17 protein-coding genes are annotated in these 18,904 nt (G+C 58.8%); 3 read left to right on the forward strand and 14 right to left on the reverse strand.

Translation table 11 applies throughout. The annotated features are described in order from the left end of the window. Positions 1-48 precede the first annotated feature (48 nt). Together zapD and Thiowin_RS24025 are read left to right on the forward strand one after the other, a co-directional pair. Positions 49-807, forward strand: a complete 759-nt coding sequence (gene zapD, locus Thiowin_RS24020) for a cell division protein ZapD (protein WP_328985503.1) — start codon at positions 49-51, stop codon at positions 805-807. Positions 808-856: 49 nt separating this feature from the next. Further along, complete coding sequence (locus Thiowin_RS24025; RefSeq protein WP_328985504.1) at positions 857-1,096, forward strand: DNA gyrase inhibitor YacG; 240 nt, start codon at positions 857-859, stop codon at positions 1,094-1,096. Positions 1,097-1,164: 68 nt separating this feature from the next. Here the strand turns inward: Thiowin_RS24025 and recQ are convergent, their stop codons facing one another. The 3 genes from recQ to Thiowin_RS24040 all read right to left on the reverse strand — a co-directional run bounded on the left by recQ (position 1,165) and on the right by Thiowin_RS24040 (position 4,528). Then, a complete protein-coding gene (recQ, locus tag Thiowin_RS24030) occupies positions 1,165-2,976 on the reverse strand; it encodes a DNA helicase RecQ (protein WP_328985505.1) in 1,812 nt (603 codons plus the stop codon). 37 nt (positions 2,977-3,013) lie between these two features. Next, positions 3,014-3,895 (reverse strand): fructosamine kinase family protein, encoded by an 882-nt coding sequence (locus Thiowin_RS24035; RefSeq protein ID WP_328985506.1) that lies wholly within the window; start codon positions 3,893-3,895, stop codon positions 3,014-3,016. 69 nt (positions 3,896-3,964) lie between these two features. After that, positions 3,965-4,528, reverse strand: coding sequence for an HNH endonuclease (locus Thiowin_RS24040; protein WP_328985507.1), 564 nt, complete (start codon positions 4,526-4,528; stop codon positions 3,965-3,967). A 673-nt stretch (positions 4,529-5,201) separates the two neighbouring features. Here Thiowin_RS24040 and Thiowin_RS24045 point away from each other — a divergent pair. After that, the gene (locus Thiowin_RS24045) at positions 5,202-7,271 is read left to right on the forward strand and encodes a primosomal protein N' (RefSeq protein ID WP_328985508.1); all 2,070 of its coding nucleotides are present in this window, start codon (positions 5,202-5,204) and stop codon (positions 7,269-7,271) included. Between the two features lie 102 nt (positions 7,272-7,373). On the opposite strand, the gene flgL is transcribed toward Thiowin_RS24045, so the two are convergent. From flgL to flgB, 11 genes are all read right to left on the reverse strand, one after another. Beyond that, positions 7,374-8,654, reverse strand: a complete 1,281-nt coding sequence (gene flgL / locus Thiowin_RS24050) for a flagellar hook-associated protein FlgL (RefSeq protein ID WP_328985509.1) — start codon at positions 8,652-8,654, stop codon at positions 7,374-7,376. A 52-nt stretch (positions 8,655-8,706) separates the two neighbouring features. Further along, positions 8,707-10,872, reverse strand: a complete 2,166-nt coding sequence (gene flgK / locus Thiowin_RS24055) for a flagellar hook-associated protein FlgK (protein WP_328985510.1) — start codon at positions 10,870-10,872, stop codon at positions 8,707-8,709. 108 nt (positions 10,873-10,980) lie between these two features. Continuing rightward, positions 10,981-12,054, reverse strand: coding sequence for a flagellar assembly peptidoglycan hydrolase FlgJ (flgJ, locus tag Thiowin_RS24060; protein ID WP_328985511.1), 1,074 nt, complete (start codon positions 12,052-12,054; stop codon positions 10,981-10,983). A gap of 27 nt (positions 12,055-12,081) precedes the next feature. Next, positions 12,082-13,245, reverse strand: a complete 1,164-nt coding sequence (locus tag Thiowin_RS24065) for a flagellar basal body P-ring protein FlgI (RefSeq protein WP_328985512.1) — start codon at positions 13,243-13,245, stop codon at positions 12,082-12,084. Positions 13,246-13,412: 167 nt separating this feature from the next. Next, positions 13,413-14,087 (reverse strand): flagellar basal body L-ring protein FlgH, encoded by a 675-nt coding sequence (locus Thiowin_RS24070; protein ID WP_408034132.1) that lies wholly within the window; start codon positions 14,085-14,087, stop codon positions 13,413-13,415. 24 nt (positions 14,088-14,111) lie between these two features. Next, positions 14,112-14,903, reverse strand: a complete 792-nt coding sequence (gene flgG / locus Thiowin_RS24075; RefSeq protein WP_328985513.1) for a flagellar basal-body rod protein FlgG — start codon at positions 14,901-14,903, stop codon at positions 14,112-14,114. A gap of 103 nt (positions 14,904-15,006) precedes the next feature. After that, positions 15,007-15,747, reverse strand: coding sequence for a flagellar basal body rod protein FlgF (locus Thiowin_RS24080; RefSeq protein ID WP_328985514.1), 741 nt, complete (start codon positions 15,745-15,747; stop codon positions 15,007-15,009). 143 nt (positions 15,748-15,890) lie between these two features. Next, positions 15,891-17,162, reverse strand: coding sequence for a flagellar hook protein FlgE (gene flgE / locus Thiowin_RS24085; protein WP_328985515.1), 1,272 nt, complete (start codon positions 17,160-17,162; stop codon positions 15,891-15,893). Positions 17,163-17,196: 34 nt separating this feature from the next. Next, positions 17,197-17,862: a flagellar hook assembly protein FlgD gene (locus Thiowin_RS24090; protein ID WP_328985516.1), complete on the reverse strand. Its 666-nt coding sequence runs from the start codon at positions 17,860-17,862 to the stop codon at positions 17,197-17,199. Positions 17,863-17,892: 30 nt separating this feature from the next. Further along, positions 17,893-18,315 carry a flagellar basal body rod protein FlgC gene (gene flgC, locus Thiowin_RS24095; protein WP_328985517.1) on the reverse strand — a complete coding sequence of 141 codons (423 nt, stop codon included), beginning with the start codon at positions 18,313-18,315 and terminating at the stop codon, positions 17,893-17,895. Further along, complete coding sequence (gene flgB, locus Thiowin_RS24100) at positions 18,315-18,728, reverse strand: flagellar basal body rod protein FlgB (RefSeq protein WP_328985518.1); 414 nt, start codon at positions 18,726-18,728, stop codon at positions 18,315-18,317. The genes flgC and flgB overlap by 1 nt, the downstream gene beginning before the upstream one ends. Positions 18,729-18,904: the final 176 nt, after the last annotated feature.

Here is an 18,904-nt window from a genome sequence, read left to right on the forward strand (position 1 = left end):
GAGCGCTGATCCCATGAGTGTTAGTCGGGGGACGTCCCAGTGTCGGACATGACGGTATTCGAGCATCCGCTAAACGAGCGCATTCGCACTTTTCTGCGGCTTGAGCATCTTTTTGAAAAATATGATCACTTTCGTGCCGATGAGACCACTTGGGGCACGCGCGCGGCACTCGAGGGCCTATTGGATATCCTCGCGATCACCTCGCGATCCGACATCAAAAGCGAGCTGGCCAAGGAACTCGACCGCAATGCCAATGCATTGGGCCGGGTGCGCAATCAACCAGGCGTCGACCCAAGCATGCTCGATGATGTCTTGGCGCGGCTCGGCAAGGCGCAGCACTGCTTGATCGCCCTCCACGGGCAGATTGGCGCGGCCGCGCGCGACGATGACTTCATGAAGGCCATTGCCCAGCGCAACAGTATTCCAGGTGGCGCCTGCAGCTTCGACCTACCGCATTACCATCATCTGTTAACCAAGTCGCCCGAGGCGCGCGCACTCTTGCTCGCGCGCTGGAGCACCGATCTCGAGCCGGCCAAGAACGCCATCGACCTCATCCTGTCGCTGGCGCGCTCAAGCAGTCATGCCCGCTCGGTCAAGGCTCATCAGGGTTTTTTTCAAGAAACCCTCGAGACGGGCGCGCCCACGCAACTCATCCGGGTGGCACTCAATCCCGAGCTCGACTGCTTCCCGGAGATCAGCGGTCACAGAAACAGATTCAGTATCCGCTTCCTGACGGCCAAGGACACTTCACGGCCCACGCAGACAGCGGCGGATATCCCCTTTGAGCTGACTTGCTGCGTCTTCTGATCCTTCGCCTATCAGGTTCCTGAAGATGTCCGCGACCTCATAGACCGCCATGCCGACCTCCGTCCCCTGCCCCAACTGCGGCAAGGCCGTCCCCTGGGCGCCGGAATCGCGCTGGCGCCCCTTCTGCAGCGAACGCTGCCGGCTGATCGATCTGGGCGACTGGTTTGATGAGGCCCACCGCATTGCGGGCGAGCCCGGTCTGGACTCAGATGTCGATCCAGCCGTGGACGCAAATCTGGACGCCGACACTGCCGCGAACGAGGAGGAGAGATCACCTTTTTTCCACTAGGAGCCGCCACCAAAAGCTCCCACTGAAACCTGGTGATCGTCAGCCGTCCGGGGCAGTCTCGGCCGGTCTTATCGCGCCCGATGCGCGGCTAGCACCTGCAAAAACCCATCGGCAAAGCGCTCGAGCTTGACCTGCCCCACCCCGCTGATGCGCCCAAACTCCTCCCGATTGCGCGGGCGATGCGCCAGCATTTCGCGCAAGGTCGCATCGCCAAACACCACGAAGGCCGGCACGTCGAGCTCCCTGGCGATCTTGCCGCGATGCGCGCGCAGCGCTTCCCAGAGTGCACGCGCCTCGGGATCGCTGGGCGTGACGCTCACAGGGGTGCGGGTGGCGCGTTTCTGGGCTTGTTTGTCTGGATCCTGACGCAGGCGGATGCTCCGCTCGCCACGCAGCAGCGGGCGGCTTTTCTCTGTCAGGCGCAGGCCGCCATGCCCCTCGACATCCACGGCGGCAAAGCCCGCCGCGACCAACTGACGATACACCGAGCGCCACTGATCGGCATTGAGTTCGCGCCCGATGCCGTGAGTGCTGACCTGATCGTGCCCGAAACGGCGCATGCGCTCATTGGTCTTGCCGAGCAGCACCTCGGTCAGATAGCTGGCGCCAAAGCGCTGGCCGGTGCGGAAGATGCAGGACAAGGCCTTTTGCGCCGCCACTGTGCCATCCCAGGTCGGCACCGGCTCCAGACAGGTGTCGCAATTGCCGCAAGGGTCGGGCAACGGCTCGCCGAAATAGTTGAGCAGCGCCTGACGGCGACACTCGGTGGTCTCGCAGAATCCAAGCATGTTGTCGAGCTTTTGGTGTTCCAGGCGTTTGAAGTGTTCCTCGGCGCCGGATTCGTCGATGAAACGCCGCAACATGACCAGATCGCCCAGGCCATAGGTCATCCAGGCATCGGCCGGTAGCCCGTCGCGCCCGGCGCGGCCGGTTTCCTGATAGTAGGCCTCCAAGCTCTTGGGCAGGTCAAGATGGGCTACAAAGCGCACATCCGGCTTGTCGATGCCCATGCCAAAGGCGATGGTGGCGACCGTGATCAGCCCCTCCTCGCGCAGAAAACGCGCCTGATTGGCGCGCCGCTGCTCGGCGCTCATGCCGGCATGATAGGGCACGGCCTGAAAGCCCTGGTCGCACAGGAACTCAGCCGTCTCATCGACACCGCGACGCGAACGGCAGTAGACAATGCCGGCATCCCCGGGGTGCTCGCGCTTGAGAAATCGCAGCAATTGCTGGCGCGGACTGCGTTTTTCGACAATGCGGTAGCGGATATTTGGCCGGTCGAAGCTGGAGACGAACTGGGCCTCGAGCGGCAACCGCAGCCGGGTGAGTATTTCCTTGCGTGTCGGGGCATCGGCTGTGGCGGTTAGGGCCACGCGCGGCACCAGCGGCCAGCGCTTGTGCAGCAGATCGAGCTGGACGTACTCCGGGCGGAAGTCATGTCCCCACTGGGACACGCAGTGCGCCTCGTCAATGGCAAAGAGCGCAATGGGCAGACGCCCGAGCAGCGCCAGAAAGCGCTCGGTCAGCAGACGTTCGGGCGCGACATAGAGCAGGTCGAGCTGGCCGGCAAGAAGCGCTTGCTCCGTGCGCTCGGACTGGTCGCGCGCGAGCGAGGAGTTCAGAAAGGCCGCGCGCACCCCGAGCTGGCGCAGCGCGTCGACCTGATCCTGCATCAGCGCGATCAGGGGTGACACCACAATCCCGGTGCCCGGGCGCAGTAGAGCCGGAATTTGATAACAGAGCGACTTGCCGCCGCCGGTGGGCATCAGCACCAGGGCATCCCCGCCGGCCATGAGCCGCTCGATCACCGCCTGCTGCTGGCCGCGAAAGGCGGGGTAACCGAAGACGCGGTTCAAAATCTGTAACGGGGTTTCCGCCATGGGTGCTGCCCGTCCGGCGTTAGCGACCACTCCTGGCTCAGCCGCGCGCCTCGGCCAGCAGGCGCTCGATCAGCGCCTCGGCCTGACTGAGATAACCGCGCCCGAACAGATTCAGGTGATTGAGGATATGGTAGAGGTTGTACAGGGCCTTGCGTGTTCCGTAGCCCGGCGACAACGGCCAGGCTTCGCGATAGGCGGCATAAAAATCCCCACCAAAGCCGCCGAAAAGTTCGGTCATGGCCAAGTCGGCCTCGCGGTCGCCAAAATAGACCGCCGGGTCGAAAATCACCGGCGCGCCCTGATCGTCGTAACCGATGTTGCCGCCCCAGAGATCGCCATGCAGCAGCGAGGGCGCAGGGTCATGATCGAGCAGCGCCGGCAGCACCTCCAGCAAGCGCGTGCCGCGCTCCCGCAGACGCCCGCCATAGCCCTGGCGCGCGGCCAGCTTGAGCTGAAACCCCAGGCGCTGCTCGCGCCAAAAGCTCACCCAGTCCGCCCGTGGAGTATTGGGCTGCGCGGTGGAGCCAATGGTATTGTCGCGATCCCAGCCGAAGTCCTCGCGTGTGCACTCATGCAGACGCGCCAGCTGGCGTCCGGCCTCGGCGGCACTGTCGCCGCGCTGGCGGCCAAGATCAATCCACTCCATGACAATGAATGCCTGACTGCCTGCCGTGCCGGTGCACAGGGGCCGCGGCACCCTAGGACCAGCAGCCGCCGCTAGCTCGGCCAGCCCAGCCGCCTCGGCCTCGAACATGGCAAGAGTCTCGCCCTGATTGATTTTGACAAAATACGCCCGCTCACCATCGGCGAGTTGATAGGCCGAGTTAATGCAGCCACCGCCGACCGAGCGCGGCGCCGAGGGAGAAAAGGGCTCGCCGCTCGCGGCAGCGATCTGTTCGGCGATCAATGGCCAGTGCATAAAATCCAATTCCGTGCTCAGTGATCTGGGGCAGGGTGAAATGCCGCGCGACAAGGCGACTGTTCGGGCTCAAGCCGCGCGCGGTCGGCTTAACAGGCGCTTTAACAGTGGGCTGGTGCGCGGAAAATGCGCGCGCAGGAATGCCATCTGGTCAGCCAGCACATGCCGGCCCATCAGGTAGATGTATTCGGCATGCGTGGGCGTGAAAGGGACCGCCAGCAGTTCCATGCTCGCGGCCTCGGGCGTGCGCCCAGCCTTATAATTGTTGCAGCGCACGCAAGCGGTGACCACATTGGTCCATTCATTGCGCCCGCCCTGGCTGATCGGGCGCACATGATCACGCGAGAGCTGGCGGTCAGAAAAATGCCCGCCACAATAAAGACAGAGATGACCATCGCGCTGAAACAAGGTGCGATTGCTCAGCGGCGGAACATAATCATCGCGCAGCTTGCTTGGCGCATGCTGGATGCCATGGGTGGCGATGATGGAATGCACGCGCAGCTGGCTGCGCTCGCGCGTGATAGCGTTAATGCCCCCGCGCAGCAGAAAAATGGCGTCCCCGCAGGAATAAGCGACCTGCCCTAAAAAATAAAGCCGAGCCGCCACGCGATAATCGACCCACTCTAAAGGCATCCCGCCCAAATCAGTTCGAAGAACCTGCTGATTGAGTAACACGGTGATACAAGCCTGGATCGACAATACTTGTGCATGATACCCCCTCCAAGCAGCAACGCAACTGCTGGAACCTTGGCTGGCGCCGGGCCAGCATCCGCGCTCGCCAGCCAAGTCATTGCGATTGCTCAAGTGCTTTTCAACAAAGCGCGGAAATCCACGACACGGATCAGGACTGTCAATGTGTGCGGTTATAGCCGCCCAATCAGCCTTCGAACTTGCCTCGGAACCCGGACTTTCAACAGCTTCCGCAAGGCTTCCCGGAACTGAGCCAGCCAGCCAGAGAGGGCTTGCACAGCCTGTCAAGGATGATCGGCAGGACAGGTTTAATGATTGTTTTGATTGATATTTTAAAACACCTGATCAAGAAGTGAGCAATCTGCAAGAAGTGGCAATCTTTCTACAGACTTGGAATCAATGTGACAGCCTTATCCCCACACTTATCCACAGCTTTTGTGAACATCTCCCTGAACCTTCCGCAGTCGGCCACAACGGCAGCCACCGGTCACATAACCTATGCTTCGGAATCAGAATGGCACCTCACTCCTCTTGAGCCAAATCATCTCCACCAGCCAGTGTTTGGCGCCAATCACCAACAAGCGGGCAGCGACATCCTTTTTCCAGGCTGGTCGCGATGAACCCAGTGAGAGCATGCCCAGCCATTCTGCGCATCGCGGTCGCCGCACCCCTGCCCGCGCTGTTCGACTATCTGCCGCCAGAGACGATTGACGCCAGCCCAATACCCCAGCCCGGCATGCGAGTACTGGTGCCCTTCGGTCGCGGCCGCCGGGTGGGCATGATCGTGGCACTCGCCACCGACAGCGATTTGCCCCCGGAACGCCTCAAGGCCGTGCTGGCGATCCTCGACCAGGAACCCCTGTTACAACCGCTGGATTTGGAATTCATGCTCTGGAGCGCGCGCTATTACCGCGCCGCCCCCGGAGAGGCACTATTCACCGCCCTGCCGACACGACTGCGACGCCCCGAGCCGGTGCGCAGCCCCGCACCGTCCAGCCGGCAACTGACCGCGGCCGAGCAGACCACGGCGCCCGCCGCCGCGGCGGCGACGCTGCAGCTCAACCCACAACAGGCCGCGGCAGTCGCGGCGGTGCGCGCCAGCCAGGGCTTCGCGGGCTTTTTGCTCGATGGCATCACCGGCAGCGGCAAGACCGAGGTCTATCTGCGCCTGATCGACGACGCGCTCGACCTCGGCCGCCAGATTCTCATCCTGGTCCCAGAGATCGGACTGACTCCCCAGCTCGAGCAGCGTTTGCGCGCACGCGTCCCGGCCCCCATGGCGGTGCTGCACTCGGGCCTGAGCGAGCGCGAGCGCGAGCAGCGCTGGTTCCAGGGTGCGCGCGGCCTGGCAAGGGTTCTGCTGGGCACCCGCTCGGCCATCTTCACCCCGCTCCCGGAGCTTGGGCTGATCATTGTCGATGAGGAACATGACCTGTCACTCAAGCAGCAGGACGGCTTTCGCTACTCGGCGCGCGATCTCGCCGTGCGCCGCGGCCAACTCTGCCAGTGTCCAGTGCTGCTCGGCTCCGCCACGCCCGCGCTTGAGAGCCTGCACAATGCCGAACGCGGGCGCTACCAACGCTTGGTCCTCTCGCACCGTGCCGGCGAGGCTCAGTCCCCGCGCGTTCAGATCGCCGATATTCGCGGCCAATATCTGGACACTGGCATGGGTCCATTGCTACTTCAGCGCGTGGAAGAATGTATCAGTCAAGGCGAACAGGTCTTGCTGTTTCTTAACCGCCGCGGCTTCTCGCCGGTGCTCACCTGTCACGATTGTGGTTGGATCAGCGAGTGCATCCGCTGCGATGCGCGCCTGACCATTCATCGCAACCGCGCTGAGTTGCGCTGCCATCACTGCGGCCTTATCCGGCCACTGCCGGCGCGCTGCCCCTATTGCGAGGGCCCGGACCTGCGCCCGCTCGGGCAGGGAACCGAGCGGGTCGAGGACAGCCTGCGCCAGCGCTTTCCCGGCATTCCGCTCGCGCGCATCGACCGCGACAGCACCAGTCGCAAGGGCGAACTCGAGCGGCTGCTCGCCGGGGCGCTGAATGGCGAGTTTCGCATCCTACTAGGCACCCAGATGCTGGCCAAGGGCCATCACCTGCCGGGCATTACCCTGGTTGGCATTCTTGACCTGGACCATGGTCTCTATGGCGCTGACTTCCGCGCCACCGAGCGCATGGCGCAGTTGCTGGTGCAGGTCGCCGGTCGTGCCGGGCGGGCGGAGAAACCCGGCACCGTCATCCTGCAAACCCGCCACCCGCAACATCCCATGCTGCGCGCCCTGCTCCAGCACGGCTATGGCGCCTTCGCCCGCGCCGCGCTCGCGGAACGCCGCGCCGCCGGCATGCCTCCTTTTTCCTACCAGGTGCTGATCCGTGCCGACAGCCCACGCGAGGAAGCGGCCATGACCTTTTTGCACCAAGCCGCTGGCATCGCCCGGGAACTGCTCAGTACTGATCAAAAACTCCCAAACCCGGAATTTCCCGGCCTGGAACTCTGGGGGCCAGCAGCCGCCGCCATGGAACAGCGCGCCGGCCGCCATCGCGCGCAATTGCTGGTGCAAGCCCCGCGGCGCGCCCCGCTCCACCGACTGCTCGAGCGGCTGATGCCGCGCCTGCGCGCCTTGCCCAAAGCGCGGGATCTGCGCTTCAGCCTGGATGTGGATCCGCAAGAGACGCTTTAGGTGAGGGTTAAAAAGACAGCAGCTACAAGTTGCTATACTCCAACAGACCAGCCTTTGACTCTCTGCCACCAACCAGCTGAAGGCAGACTGGATGCGATTGAATCAGATGAAATTGAACAGCGACAGTTGATTGGCCTGCGCGTAGGTCTGCTGCGCGGCCTCAAGCGCCACCTGCTGAAACTTGAAGCGGGTCACCGCCTCGGCATAGTCCAGATCTTCCAACTCCGATAGCGTCGAACGCAAGTCGATCTTTCGACCTTCATTCAACTCAGTCTGATTATCGATGACCTGCAAGCGGGCGCCGACAGTCGCACGGACTTCACTCAGATGATTAAGTGTCGCGTCGATATCGGAAATACCACGATTAACCGCGGTCGCTAGATCAGCGCGGCTGCTTGTGCTGTCGGTGGGAGTTTCGAACGCAGTTGCGATAGCATTGAGAGATTGAAACAGGGATACACTTTGCGCCGGCCGGGAGGAAACAATATCGCTCGGGTGAACCCCATCAGGCAATCGCGGCTGACCACTGAGGACGACCGTTCGTCCGGCGAATTCAATCGGAGATCCTGGCGAGTAGTCGGTTAAACCAACCTCTATTCCCTTCGATATTCCATCCGGGCCAAACCGCTCGACCTGATATTGGGTTGAACCAGCGCTATTGTCAAAACTGATATCAAAGAAGTCGGTGTCATTCTCGCCGCTAAGATAGAGATTCAGATCACTGACCTCGGTGCTTTTAATTACCAAAGAGCCGCGCGGAACAGCCCCGTTATTAGCCCGTGTAATATCCGCTGATACCCTCCCGTCGTTTTCCGGAATAGTCATGAAGACATTGGCGCCATTGTCACTAATGGCAACCTTTCGATTAGGTGTGATAGCGATTTCCCGCACCGAGCCTTCGCCCTCGGCACCGACATAGGAAACAACCCCGTCAGCATCAATCTTGAAAGGCTCGGCCAATGACTTGGTCCCGGCAAACAAATACTCGCCGTTCGGTTCCTTGGTATTGCCAATATCGAAGATAGAATCATGAATTTCACGGATTTCACGCGCTATTATGCGGCGCGTCTCATTTGACTGGCTGTCATTGGCACCCTGAATCATCAACTCACGTACCCGCTGTAGCTGATCGGAAACCCCGGCGATGGCCCATTCTTCCTGCTGCAAGCGCGGTTCGGCGAGATCGGTATTACGCTGATACTGCTCTATCGAACGAATAGTGTCACGAAACCGCGCGCTTTGGGTGGCGCCCGTGGGATCATCCGAGGGTGTCAGGATGCGCTTGCCGGTCGAGAGTTGCGTCAGGGTGCGGTTAAGCCCAGACTGGGCACGCTGCATAGCTTCGCTGCCGGTGCGGAACATTTGTTCTGTTGAAAGACGCATTGCCTGCTCCTATAACCGATACCCGTAACTGAATCCCATCACCCTGCGATGATTATCGGAAGGCGGCGAGCAGAGTGTCAAAAATCGTATTTCCGACAGAAATCACCTGAGCCGCCGCCTGATAGGCTTTCTGGTACTTGAGTAAATTGGCGGCTTCTTCATCGAGATTGACTCCCGAAACACCATCCCTTTCAGCCTGGGCGTTCTCACGCATGGCAATGCTCGAGTCGCGAAACACCTGAGCCTGCCTGGTGCGGGTACCGATGTCGCCGAGCGTCTTATTGTAGCTTTCAGCAAATGTGGCTGAGCTTTCGATGACCCGTTCATCCGCCAGACTCGCCATCGCTAGCATGTTGCGGTTATCACCTGGACGGTCTTTACTCAATTCAACGCTAAAGACATCGCCATCAGCAGGTTCACCGAGGATTTCGAGCGTCCACCCGTTATAAGTCACCGCACTAGATCCTGGGGGGGCAACCCTGCCCTGAGGTGCTGAAGCGAGAACATCGAAGGTGTCCCCATCTGCGGGTGTCCCACTGACTTTAAGCTCCCAACCATTCGCGGCAATGGTTGTTGTACCGCTGGGATCCAGCGGTACAAAGACACCAGTATCGAGTTGAAAGCCGTCAATCCCATCGTTGACCGCGGTCGCGTTAAAATTTTCCCGAAAAGTAATACCGCTCGGAGCAACACTGGCTGAAGCAGAGACGCTGAATGCCTCAATGGTTGCATTTCCATTATTAGCCGCATTATCGGTTGGGCTATAGGCCGTAAAGGTTCCGCCTCCGGCGGCATCGTATACGACTGCAGCAGGCATCTCGGTGTTCGGGCCTGGTGTCGGAACAGTCAGGGACAACATTTGAGCATTGCCTGAGTTATCAGGCCCTGTGAGTGCGCCGGCGGCGACCGCAACTTTGTCCGGATCCGCCATCAGCATGTCAATGTTTTGAGCACCGAATCGCGTGGGCTGGATTAGCCAATTGTCATTCGCACCAGGCGTCGGCATACCAGAGGTATCGATTTCAATACCATCCGCGATCAACGGAACCCCGGGGATGTCGGAAGCTACCACCCGGTTATCGTCGAGGCGCGTCAGATTAAAATTTGTTCCGTCATAGCCAAGCCGATAATCGCTGGCGGTCAAATCAAATACGTCTCCGGTAAAATTGACAGTCGGGCTTCCAGTTGAAATATTATATTTATCCGCACCCACTCCAACTTCGGGGATCTCAAAAATGACGTCCCCGGTATTTCCGTTTAGATCGAGCCCCAGATTGTTTTGGCGGTTCATCAGGGTGCTCATGACCACGGCCACCTGACCAATGCCGTTTTGGGCCTCATCAAGAATCTTGCCGCGACTCTCAAGCAGGCCACCAAGTTCACCACCGTTCATGAAGCGGGTGATATCGACTGGCTGTCTCCCTTTACCAGTGGCAAAACCAATATCCCAGTTGCGAATGTCACCCGACAGGGATTCCGCAACGAGCTCATTGGCGGTAGTACCGATTACCAAGGGCTGCCCATTACCGATAAATACATTAAGCGCACCATCCTCCTGCTCCAAGGTTCGAATTTCTGTCTTCTCCGCCAGCATATCCAGCAGGTGCCCGCGCTCATCAAGAAGATCGTTAGGCGCGCCACTGGTACCGCCAGTCAAGCCGTAGCCCTCGACAATGCGCTGATTAACTGCAACCAGGCCTTCTGCCAAAGAATTGATGTCATCTACATTTCGTTTGATCATATCGTTGAGCAGTTCCCGTTGCTCCTCGATACGTTCATTCAATTCATTGAATCGGCTCACCATTGACCGCCCTTCGGAAAGAAAGACGGTTCTCGCGACAGTGGAGGTCGGATCACTCGAAACATCGTTGGCCGCGTCGAAAAAAGTTCCAAGCGCGGGCGCCAGTCCGGTGTCATTATCACCTAACAAGCGATCAATGCGTTCCGCGAAATTCGCGCTCGCCTCGCCATTGCTTGCACGCGAGATCTGCGTGCGAAGCTGCGTATCAACAAACTCGTCCTGAATCCGACGGACATTGGCCACCTGCACACCCTGGCCAATGTAACCAGCACCGATGAACAGCGGCGATGGACTCCCCATCTCTACGCGCTGGCGACTATACCCTTCCTTTGTGGAATTCGTGACGTTATGGGATGTCGTTGCCAATGCGCGCTGGAATGCTAGCAGTCCGGACGTGCCCGTGCTCAAAATGCTCATAATTGCACTCTGTAATGCGTTTGATGCTATTGTCTAGGTAGTCAATCGCTCTGAGGTTGATGATTCGAGCGACAATGATCGGCTCAATGGAAGGCTGAAGTGCACAGGTTAGCCCCCCGCATTCTTGGCCCATCCCCTGTTTGGAGTAACGGCTGCCGAGGCAATGTCTTGAGTGAAACCCTTGGCCATCATGGCGTTTAACCGGTCATGGATGGACAGGATTTTGTTGGCATAGTTCGGGTCCGTGGCATAGCCGGCACGCTGCAGGCCATGCACAAATTCGCGACTGTTGGGGCTGGCGAGTGCGTCGCGATAACGCGGATTGCGGTGCAAAAAAGCGACGTAGTCCTCGAAGGATTCGGCCGGACTGGGGTAAGCGCGAAACTGGGCTCGCTCGCGTTGGGCGACGCCGTTGCGGTACTCAAGGGTTCCAACCGACACCCGATCACCGGTCCAACCGCCATGGGCCTTGATGCCGAAAAGGTTGAAGCTGCTGCGCCCATCGGCATGGCGCGGCATGCGCCGGCCCCAAGCGGTCTCGAGCGCACTTTGCGCGAGCAGCACATTGGGGTCGAAGCCGAGCTTGGCGGCAGCGGCCTCGGCCTGGGGCCTGAGCACACGCATAAAGTCTTCCGGCGTGGCCGGGGGCCAATCCCTTGGATCAATGGGAGGGGCATCGACGGCGCCGGCGGATGCGCTTTGCCTCCACTGCACCGGGTCTTTTCCGCTAGCCCCATTGTTGGAAGAGCCATCCTCGGCAGCGGCGGGAATCGCACGCAAGGGTCGCAACCAGGGGTTGCGTTGCGGCATCTGCAGGCTGGCTGGATCGGGCGCGTCGGCGGCCGTGACATGCGGGCGTCCAAGCTGTCGCATCAGCAGATCGCGAATTCCCAGCCCCGGCCCCTCGCTCAGGGCACGCGCGTATTCCTGATCACGCATGTCGCGATACAGCTCGCTCTGGGAGGAATCGAGCAGGCCGCCGCCGAGTGAGGCCGAGCGCATTTGCTTGAGCATCTGCCCGACCAGCAACGCCTCGAATGCGCGGGCGGAGGCTTCCAGGCCTTTGTTGTCACCCGCCTGGGCTTGCCTGCGCAGGTCGTGCAGGCCAGCCGGATCGGCCGCCAAGGCCCTAGAGGCCTGATGCGCGGCCAATGCCGGACTCCCTGAAGTCATCTCGCGCATGATGGCGGCTCCGATTTGCAAGGCGGACTAGATCACCACCAGCTCGGCACGGAGCGCGCCAGCTTCGCGCAGAGCCTCGAGAATGGCCACCAGATCGCCGGGCGCCGCGCCGACGTTATTGACCGCGCGGACGATCTCATCAAGCGAGGTACCGGGATTGAACAAAAACATGCGGCTATCCTCCTGGGTCACGGCGATGTCGGTCTGGGGCGTGACCACGGTACGCCCACCGGCAAAGGCCTCCGGCTGCGTGACGTTTGGATTCTCCGTGATGGTGACCGTCAGGTTGCCGTGGGACACAGCCGCCGGCAGCACACGCACATTGGCGCCAATGACAATAGTACCAGTGCGAGCATTGATCACGACCCTGGCCGGAGGCGTACCGGACTCCACCGGCAGATTCTCCAGCACGGCGACAAAGGCCACCCGATCACTGGGGCTGGTTGGCGCGCGCACCTTGACCGATCCGCCATCCAAGGCTTGCGCAACCTGGCCCCCAAAGGCGTCGTTAATCACGTCCATCATGCGGTTGGCGGTGGAAAAATCCGGACGATGAAGATTGAGTACCAGCGAGCCGCCCTGCGCGAATCCGCTCGGCACCTCGCGCTCGACAGTGGCCCCCCGTGGAATGCGCCCAACGCTAGGGATATTCACGGTGATCTTGCTGCCGTCCGCTCCGCCGACACCAAAACCACCGACCACCAGATTGCCCTGGGCAACGGCATAGACCTGACCGTCAGCGCCCTTAAGTGGCGTCATCAGCAGAGTGCCACCGCGCAGGCTGGAGGCATTGCCGAGTGATGAGACCGTGATATCTAAACGCTGCCCAGCTTTGGCGAAGGGCATGAGGTCGGCGGTGACCATCACGGCGGCGACATTTTTTAGCTGGGGATTGACGTCCGGTGGCAAGGTCACACCAAGCTGCACGAGCATGTTTTTCAGACTCTGCACCGTGAAGGGCGTCTGGGTGGTACGGTCACCGGAGCCGTCCAGACCCACCACCAACCCGTAGCCCACCAGTTGGTTGTCTCGCACCCCGGCGAAATTGGCGATATCCTTGATGCGTTCCTGACCGGGTGCGGCTGTAGCTATTGCGTTGCCTGAGAGCACGGGCGTACTCACTATCACACCAGTCAAGATGCCGGCCAGAGCCGAAAGCCAAAGGGAGGTAAAGGTGGAACAGCGTTTCATGGGTGACCTCGTCAAAGATTTGGCGGCTTCCTGGCGGCTTGCCTGGGGCCAACCGGTTTCTGTCTCCGATAAGCAATCTCCAGACCAGAACCCGAGTGTGCATTCCTTGGTGTGATATTGTGGTTTCATTCTTCTCGGCCGGCGCCGCGCCATGCGCCTTCGTGCGTCTAGAATGGCATCAGCGCGCTGACAAAAAACCGCATGATCCAGCCCATGGCATTGCTATCAGCTACAGCACCTGTGCCACCGTAGTAAATTTGTACATCGCCAACCTGGGTTGAGAGGACGGTATTTTCAGCAGTGATGTCGACGGGGCGGACGATGCCACGCAGGCGAACATATTCCTTACCTTGGTTCAGGCCAAGCCATTTCTCGCCCTGAATCACTAGATTGCCATTGGGCAGCACGTCTGCGACCATGACCGAGATACTGCCCTCCAGGCTGTTGCTTTGCTCGGAATCGCCTTCGCCTGCAAAGTCCCGATTGGCGCTCATGGCAATACTAAACAGGCCGCCGGCGTTCGAGAGGTCGGATTGCGAGTAATCCGCCTCGGCTCCGGACTCCTTGGTCACCGACGTCTTGGCGGTCTTGCTGGCGTCGGTCTTTTCCACCAGAAGCACATTGAGCAAGTCACCAACTTGTCGTGCCTTATAGTCCTCGAACAATCCGCGACTTTGCGCCGCTTGGAATATGGCCCCGTTATTGTATTGCTGCGGTATTGGTGCAGAGGCGGAGGCAGCGATAAAATCCGGATTGTCCCCGCGCTTTACCGGCATGGCATCGCAACCAGCCAGGATAGCCGCCACCAGAGCGACTGTGGGTGCTCGATTAAGTTTCATCATGTATTCGCCTCAGTCGGCTTTGCTCTAGCGGGCCAGGTTGTTATTTGCAAACTGAATCATTGAGTCTGCAGTTGACAGCGCCTTTGAATTGGCCTCATAGGAGCGCTGCGTTTCGATCATATTGACCAGTTCCTCGGCAATATTGACATTACTGGTTTCAAGCATTCCCTGAATCAATCCACCCACGCCATTGGTACCTGGTACCGCCTCTTGGGCAGCACCGGATGCGGCCGTTTCCAAGAACAGATTTTTTCCCGTGGGTTGCAGGCCGGCGGGATTGATGAAATCCGCAAGCTGTATTTGCCCAAGAATCTGAGGTTCTGGGTTGTCGGGCAACATGACGCCGACGGTGCCATCCTCACCAACCATAATGGACAGGGCTTCATCCGGAACCGTCAGCCCGGGTTGCAAGGGGTAACCATTGGACATCACTACCTCGCCCTCGGAATTCAGCTGGAAAGTTCCATCGCGTGTATAACCAAGATTCCCATCTGGCAGCAGAATCTGAAAGAATCCACGCCCTTCGATCGCTACATCGAGGGAGTTGTCCGTCAGCACCATGCTGCCTTGCTGGAAGAGTTTTTCTGTCGCAACCGTGCGTACACCCACGCCGAGCATCAGCCCGGACGGAAGCTGCGCATCCTGGGTGACTTGAGCACCCGGCTGGCGTATGGTCTGGTAGATCAGGTCTTCAAAAACCGCGCGACCTTTCTTGTGCCCGGTAGTATTCACATTGGCGAGATTGTTCGACACCACGGACATCCGCGTCTGCTGCGCATCGAGTCCGGTTTTTGCGATCCATAGCGCTTGGTTCATTCTGTTGTCCTCCTGCCGGCAAAGACTGGGCCGTTAAGGTCTCCGAGGCCCGCAAGGTCTGGGGGCTCACTTAAGGCCGCGGCCTGTCAGCCCGCTCAAGGCTTTAACTTAAGCCGAGCAGGCGATTGTTACTCTTTCCCAGGTTGTCCGCGGTACTCATTACCTTCACCTGCGTCTCATAGTGTCGCGTCAACTCCATCATGCGCGTCAACGCCTCCACCGTATTAACATTACTGGTTTCAAGCATGCCGGAGGCGACACGCACATTGGCATCAGCCGGTGCGTTGGTGCCATCACGCTGGCGAAATAACCCATCCACGCCCCGCACCAGATTTTCGGTTGGCGGGTTCACCAGGCGCAGGCGCTCCATGGCCACGACTCCGCTTGCCTCGCCACCGAGTGGGCGAATCGTAATGGTGCCATCAGTTCCGATCAGGATGCTTTCGGCTGGCGGTATGGCGATCGGGCCGCCATCGCCCAGCACCGCCAAGCCATTGCCAAGCCGCATGATGCCCTGACCGTCAATGTGCAGATCTCCCGCGCGGGTGTAGCCTTCGGTACCATCCTCGGCCTGGACCGCCAAAAATCCGTCGCCTTGAATGGCCACGTCAAGATCCCGACCAGTGGTCTGCATGGCGCCCGTGGAGAAATCAATCGCCTCATTGGCTACCTGCACATAGTCGCGGGAATCATAGACTGGACCTCGCAAAGGCTCGGTATAGGCATAGGCCATGGACTCACGAAAGCCATGGGTATTGGCGTTGGCGAGATTATGGTTATTGACCGCCTGCGCATACATGGTCTGCTTGGCGCCGGTCATTGCCACATATAGCATGCGGTCCATTGTTCAACCCCTTTTATTTGGAATCGAATTATCCTTTTTGTCTTGGGCAAGATTCAAGCATGACTCTTAAGCTTGACCGCCCATATCGGGTTACACTTCGCCAACCCGACCTACCACTGTTGCGCTCATTTTGGAACCCTTACTTACCGGATATTAATGATCGTCTGAGTAATGGCATCAGCGGTCTGGATTGTCTTGGCATTTGCCTGATAGTTACGCTGCCCGACAATCAGGTCGACCAGCTCCTCGGTTAGATCGACGTTGGATTGTTCAAGCGCACCTGCCTCAATGCCACCCAAGTCTCCTGTCATCGGCGCACCATAGACCGGATCTCCCGCCGCGAAGGTTTCCGCCCAATTATTATTGCCGAGTTGCACAAGACCCTGTGGGTTGGTGAAATTCGCCAATGCAACCTGAGAGAGAATTTCTGATTGGCCATTGGTGAATCGGGCAAATACACGACCAGTCTCATCAATGTCAATACCCGATAGACGGCCAGTAGTCCAGCCGTTCTGATTTAGATCATTGACAGAATATTTGACACCATATTGAGTCGAACCCGCCAAATCCAGCGTCATATCCAATGCGTTCGCGCCATTATTAAAAGTTGCTGGTGCAGGGCCCGGATATTGTATCGTGATCTCAGCTGGCGTCACGACTTCGCCTTGACTTGTGAAAGTAATAGTATCCGGACCAGAAATCAGGGTGGTTTGCCCCGGATTCGCGTCATCCTCCATCCCAACAAATACTTCCCACTCGAGCTGGTTTGGAGTTTTCACGAAGTAGGTTGTTGCCATACGCGGCGTTCCGAGCGAATCGTAAACGGTAACAGAGGTGGAAAAGTTATACTGATCGGGTGCGGGATCTATATCCCCTGCTGCAAGAGGATTAACAGGTGGCTCGGCGTCGGATGTTAGATTGACGAGTGCATTAATCTCTGTGGTTGCCTTCGGCTGGGCTTCTCCAGTAGTGAGTTGAATATCGGATAGGGTGCCAACATTGAAGGTTGTATCCGTATCATTGGGATCTACTGGCTCGTAACCCTGCAGCCTTTGACCAGAATTATTAACGACATAGCCTTCACGGTTGACCTGATACTCCCCAGCTCTTGAATATACCACGCTATCGTCGGTATCTTTCAGGACAAAAAACCCCTCGCCATTAACGGCAAGATCCAAGCCGTTTCCTGTTAATTTGATACTACCCTGGCTGAACAGTTGGGATACGGACAGCACCCTCACACCCTGTCCGATTGCTGTTTTACTCACTGTAGTGAAAGTGTGAGCAAAAATATCGCCAAACTCCGCGCGTGATTGTTTGAAGCCGGTTGTATCAACATTCGCGATATTGTTTCCGGTGACATCCAGGCCCGACGCAGCGGCATTGAGACCGGTTAGTCCAATATTGAAAGGCATGGTTTTCCTCCTTTAGAGTCTCACAGCATGGCGCTTAATTGATTCGGCGAATATCTTCAAGTTCAATCTCGCCGATACCTACAACATCAAGCATCAGATCGCCCGTCTCATTGACCGAGACGCTATTGATCGATGCGTCCAGATACACCTCCGCGGCTGCACCCACCTCAGCACCGGTGGCCGTGGCTCGGAACTCATAAACACCAGCAGGCGCAGGGCTACCATTGGCCAGCATGCCGTCCCACTGGAAGTCGTTCAAGCCGGCCGAGGCAGACTCAAGAACAATCTGATTCACCGTCTCGCCGCTCTGATTGACGACATCAATGGTGACATTTTGCGCCGATCTGTCGAGATCGACCGAGCCCGCGATGTTTCCGCTATCCGTCAGCTCGGTAAATTCCGTTGGGACCAACACATTGCGACCGACCAAGGTGGCCGCCTGAACGGCTTGGCCTTGACTCAGGGACTGCGCCAGCACGGTAAAGGAGTTCGTCAACTCATCCATCGCCGACAAGCTGGAGAATTGCGCCATTTGGGCAATAAAATCCCCATTATCCTGAGGCTCGAAGGGGTCCTGCTGCGACAGTTGTTCCGTCATCAAGGCGAGAAAATCGGATTGATTGAGGTCGTTAGCCTTTTTGGCCGTGCCGGTGGAACTGGAGGCAGTGGTGGCCAGCCCCAGGTCTTGCAGGGCATCCAATGAAATTGCCGACATTGTTCTAATCCTGTGTTATTGCTGTCCGCCAATCTGCAAGGTGCGTTGTAGCAGCTGGCGAGTGGTGTTCATCACTTCGACATTGGCCTCGAAGCTGCGCGAGGCGGACATCATGTTGGCCATTTCCTGCACCACATTGACCGCGGGACGAAAGACATAACCCTCTTCGTTGGCTTGCGGATGGTAAGGCTCGTAGGTGGCGTGGGGCTCCGCCGGATTGTCGACGATGCCGGCCACTCGCACGGGCGTGGCCGCGCGGTCGGGGTCGTCGCGATCCAACACGGTTTGAAATACCACTTCCTTGGGTTTGTAAGTGCCCTCGGGCGTGGGCGCCCCAACGCTGGCATTGGCCAGATTGGAGGCGACGGTATTCAGACGCACAGATTGAGCGGTCAGGGCCGAGCCCGCGGTGGTATAGATGCTGAAAAAGTTGCTCATCAGCTTCCTCCGGATTGCAAGGCGGATTTCAGCCCCGAGACCTTGCGGTTCAGGAATTCGACACTGCTTTGAAACTGCATGGCATTTTCGGCAAAGGCGGCATGTTCGAGCTGAGGGTCGACCGTATTGCCGTCGAGTGCAGGCTGCGCCGGCACCCGATAGAGCCGCTCTGGCGGCATGTCCAGTGTGCCTGTCGGGGCTGGTGGCAAATGCTGATCGTCGGTGCGTTTGAGCGGCAAGCGATTGCCGCCCCCGGCAGCCTGTGAGAGCGCAGCGCGGAAATCGATATCCCGCGCCTTGTAGTTTGGGGTATCGGCATTCGCGAGGTTGGACGCAAGCAGTTCGGTACGATCCGCGCGAACCAGCAAGGCTTGCGGTGAAATGCCGAGGGCTTTGTCGAGGGAGAGGCTCATAGCTCATCCTGCCTGGGTGATGCGAAGTGTCAGGCATGGAAAAGCAATGCGCGTGCCAATGCCAGGCGCAGGACGGACAGACCAAATTAACAGGATTGGAGGAGAAAAAAGAAGCGGAGGAGGAGAGAAAAAATTAAGGGAAAAAAGATCTTAGCCCAGCACTGTCTGGTTCAGAC

The organism is Thiorhodovibrio winogradskyi, assembly GCF_036208045.1.
Taxonomy (GTDB): domain Bacteria; phylum Pseudomonadota; class Gammaproteobacteria; order Chromatiales; family Chromatiaceae; genus Thiorhodovibrio; species Thiorhodovibrio winogradskyi.

Excerpts from the sequence above, each read along its gene's own strand:
- flgL (WP_328985509.1), bottom strand. The coding sequence starts at position 8,654 with ATGCGTCTTTCAACAGAACAAATGTTCCGCACCGGCAGCGAAGCTATG.
- Thiowin_RS24035 (WP_328985506.1), bottom strand. The coding sequence starts at position 3,895 with ATGCACTGGCCATTGATCGCCGAACAGATCGCTGCCGCGAGCGGCGAG.
- Thiowin_RS24025 (WP_328985504.1), top strand. The coding sequence starts at position 857 with ATGCCGACCTCCGTCCCCTGCCCCAACTGCGGCAAGGCCGTCCCCTGG.
- flgJ (WP_328985511.1), bottom strand. The coding sequence starts at position 12,054 with ATGCGCGAGATGACTTCAGGGAGTCCGGCATTGGCCGCGCATCAGGCC.
- Thiowin_RS24045 (WP_328985508.1), top strand. The coding sequence starts at position 5,202 with ATGAACCCAGTGAGAGCATGCCCAGCCATTCTGCGCATCGCGGTCGCC.
- flgG (WP_328985513.1), bottom strand. The coding sequence starts at position 14,903 with ATGAACCAAGCGCTATGGATCGCAAAAACCGGACTCGATGCGCAGCAG.
- flgB (WP_328985518.1), bottom strand. The coding sequence starts at position 18,728 with ATGAGCCTCTCCCTCGACAAAGCCCTCGGCATTTCACCGCAAGCCTTG.
- Thiowin_RS24065 (WP_328985512.1), bottom strand. The coding sequence starts at position 13,245 with ATGAAACGCTGTTCCACCTTTACCTCCCTTTGGCTTTCGGCTCTGGCC.
- Thiowin_RS24080 (WP_328985514.1), bottom strand. The coding sequence starts at position 15,747 with ATGGACCGCATGCTATATGTGGCAATGACCGGCGCCAAGCAGACCATG.
- flgC (WP_328985517.1), bottom strand. The coding sequence starts at position 18,315 with ATGAGCAACTTTTTCAGCATCTATACCACCGCGGGCTCGGCCCTGACC.
- Thiowin_RS24040 (WP_328985507.1), bottom strand. The coding sequence starts at position 4,528 with ATGCCTTTAGAGTGGGTCGATTATCGCGTGGCGGCTCGGCTTTATTTT.
- zapD (WP_328985503.1), top strand. The coding sequence starts at position 49 with ATGACGGTATTCGAGCATCCGCTAAACGAGCGCATTCGCACTTTTCTG.
- Thiowin_RS24070 (WP_408034132.1), bottom strand. The coding sequence starts at position 14,087 with ATGATGAAACTTAATCGAGCACCCACAGTCGCTCTGGTGGCGGCTATC.
- flgE (WP_328985515.1), bottom strand. The coding sequence starts at position 17,162 with ATGCCTTTCAATATTGGACTAACCGGTCTCAATGCCGCTGCGTCGGGC.
- flgK (WP_328985510.1), bottom strand. The coding sequence starts at position 10,872 with ATGAGCATTTTGAGCACGGGCACGTCCGGACTGCTAGCATTCCAGCGC.
- recQ (WP_328985505.1), bottom strand. The coding sequence starts at position 2,976 with ATGGCGGAAACCCCGTTACAGATTTTGAACCGCGTCTTCGGTTACCCC.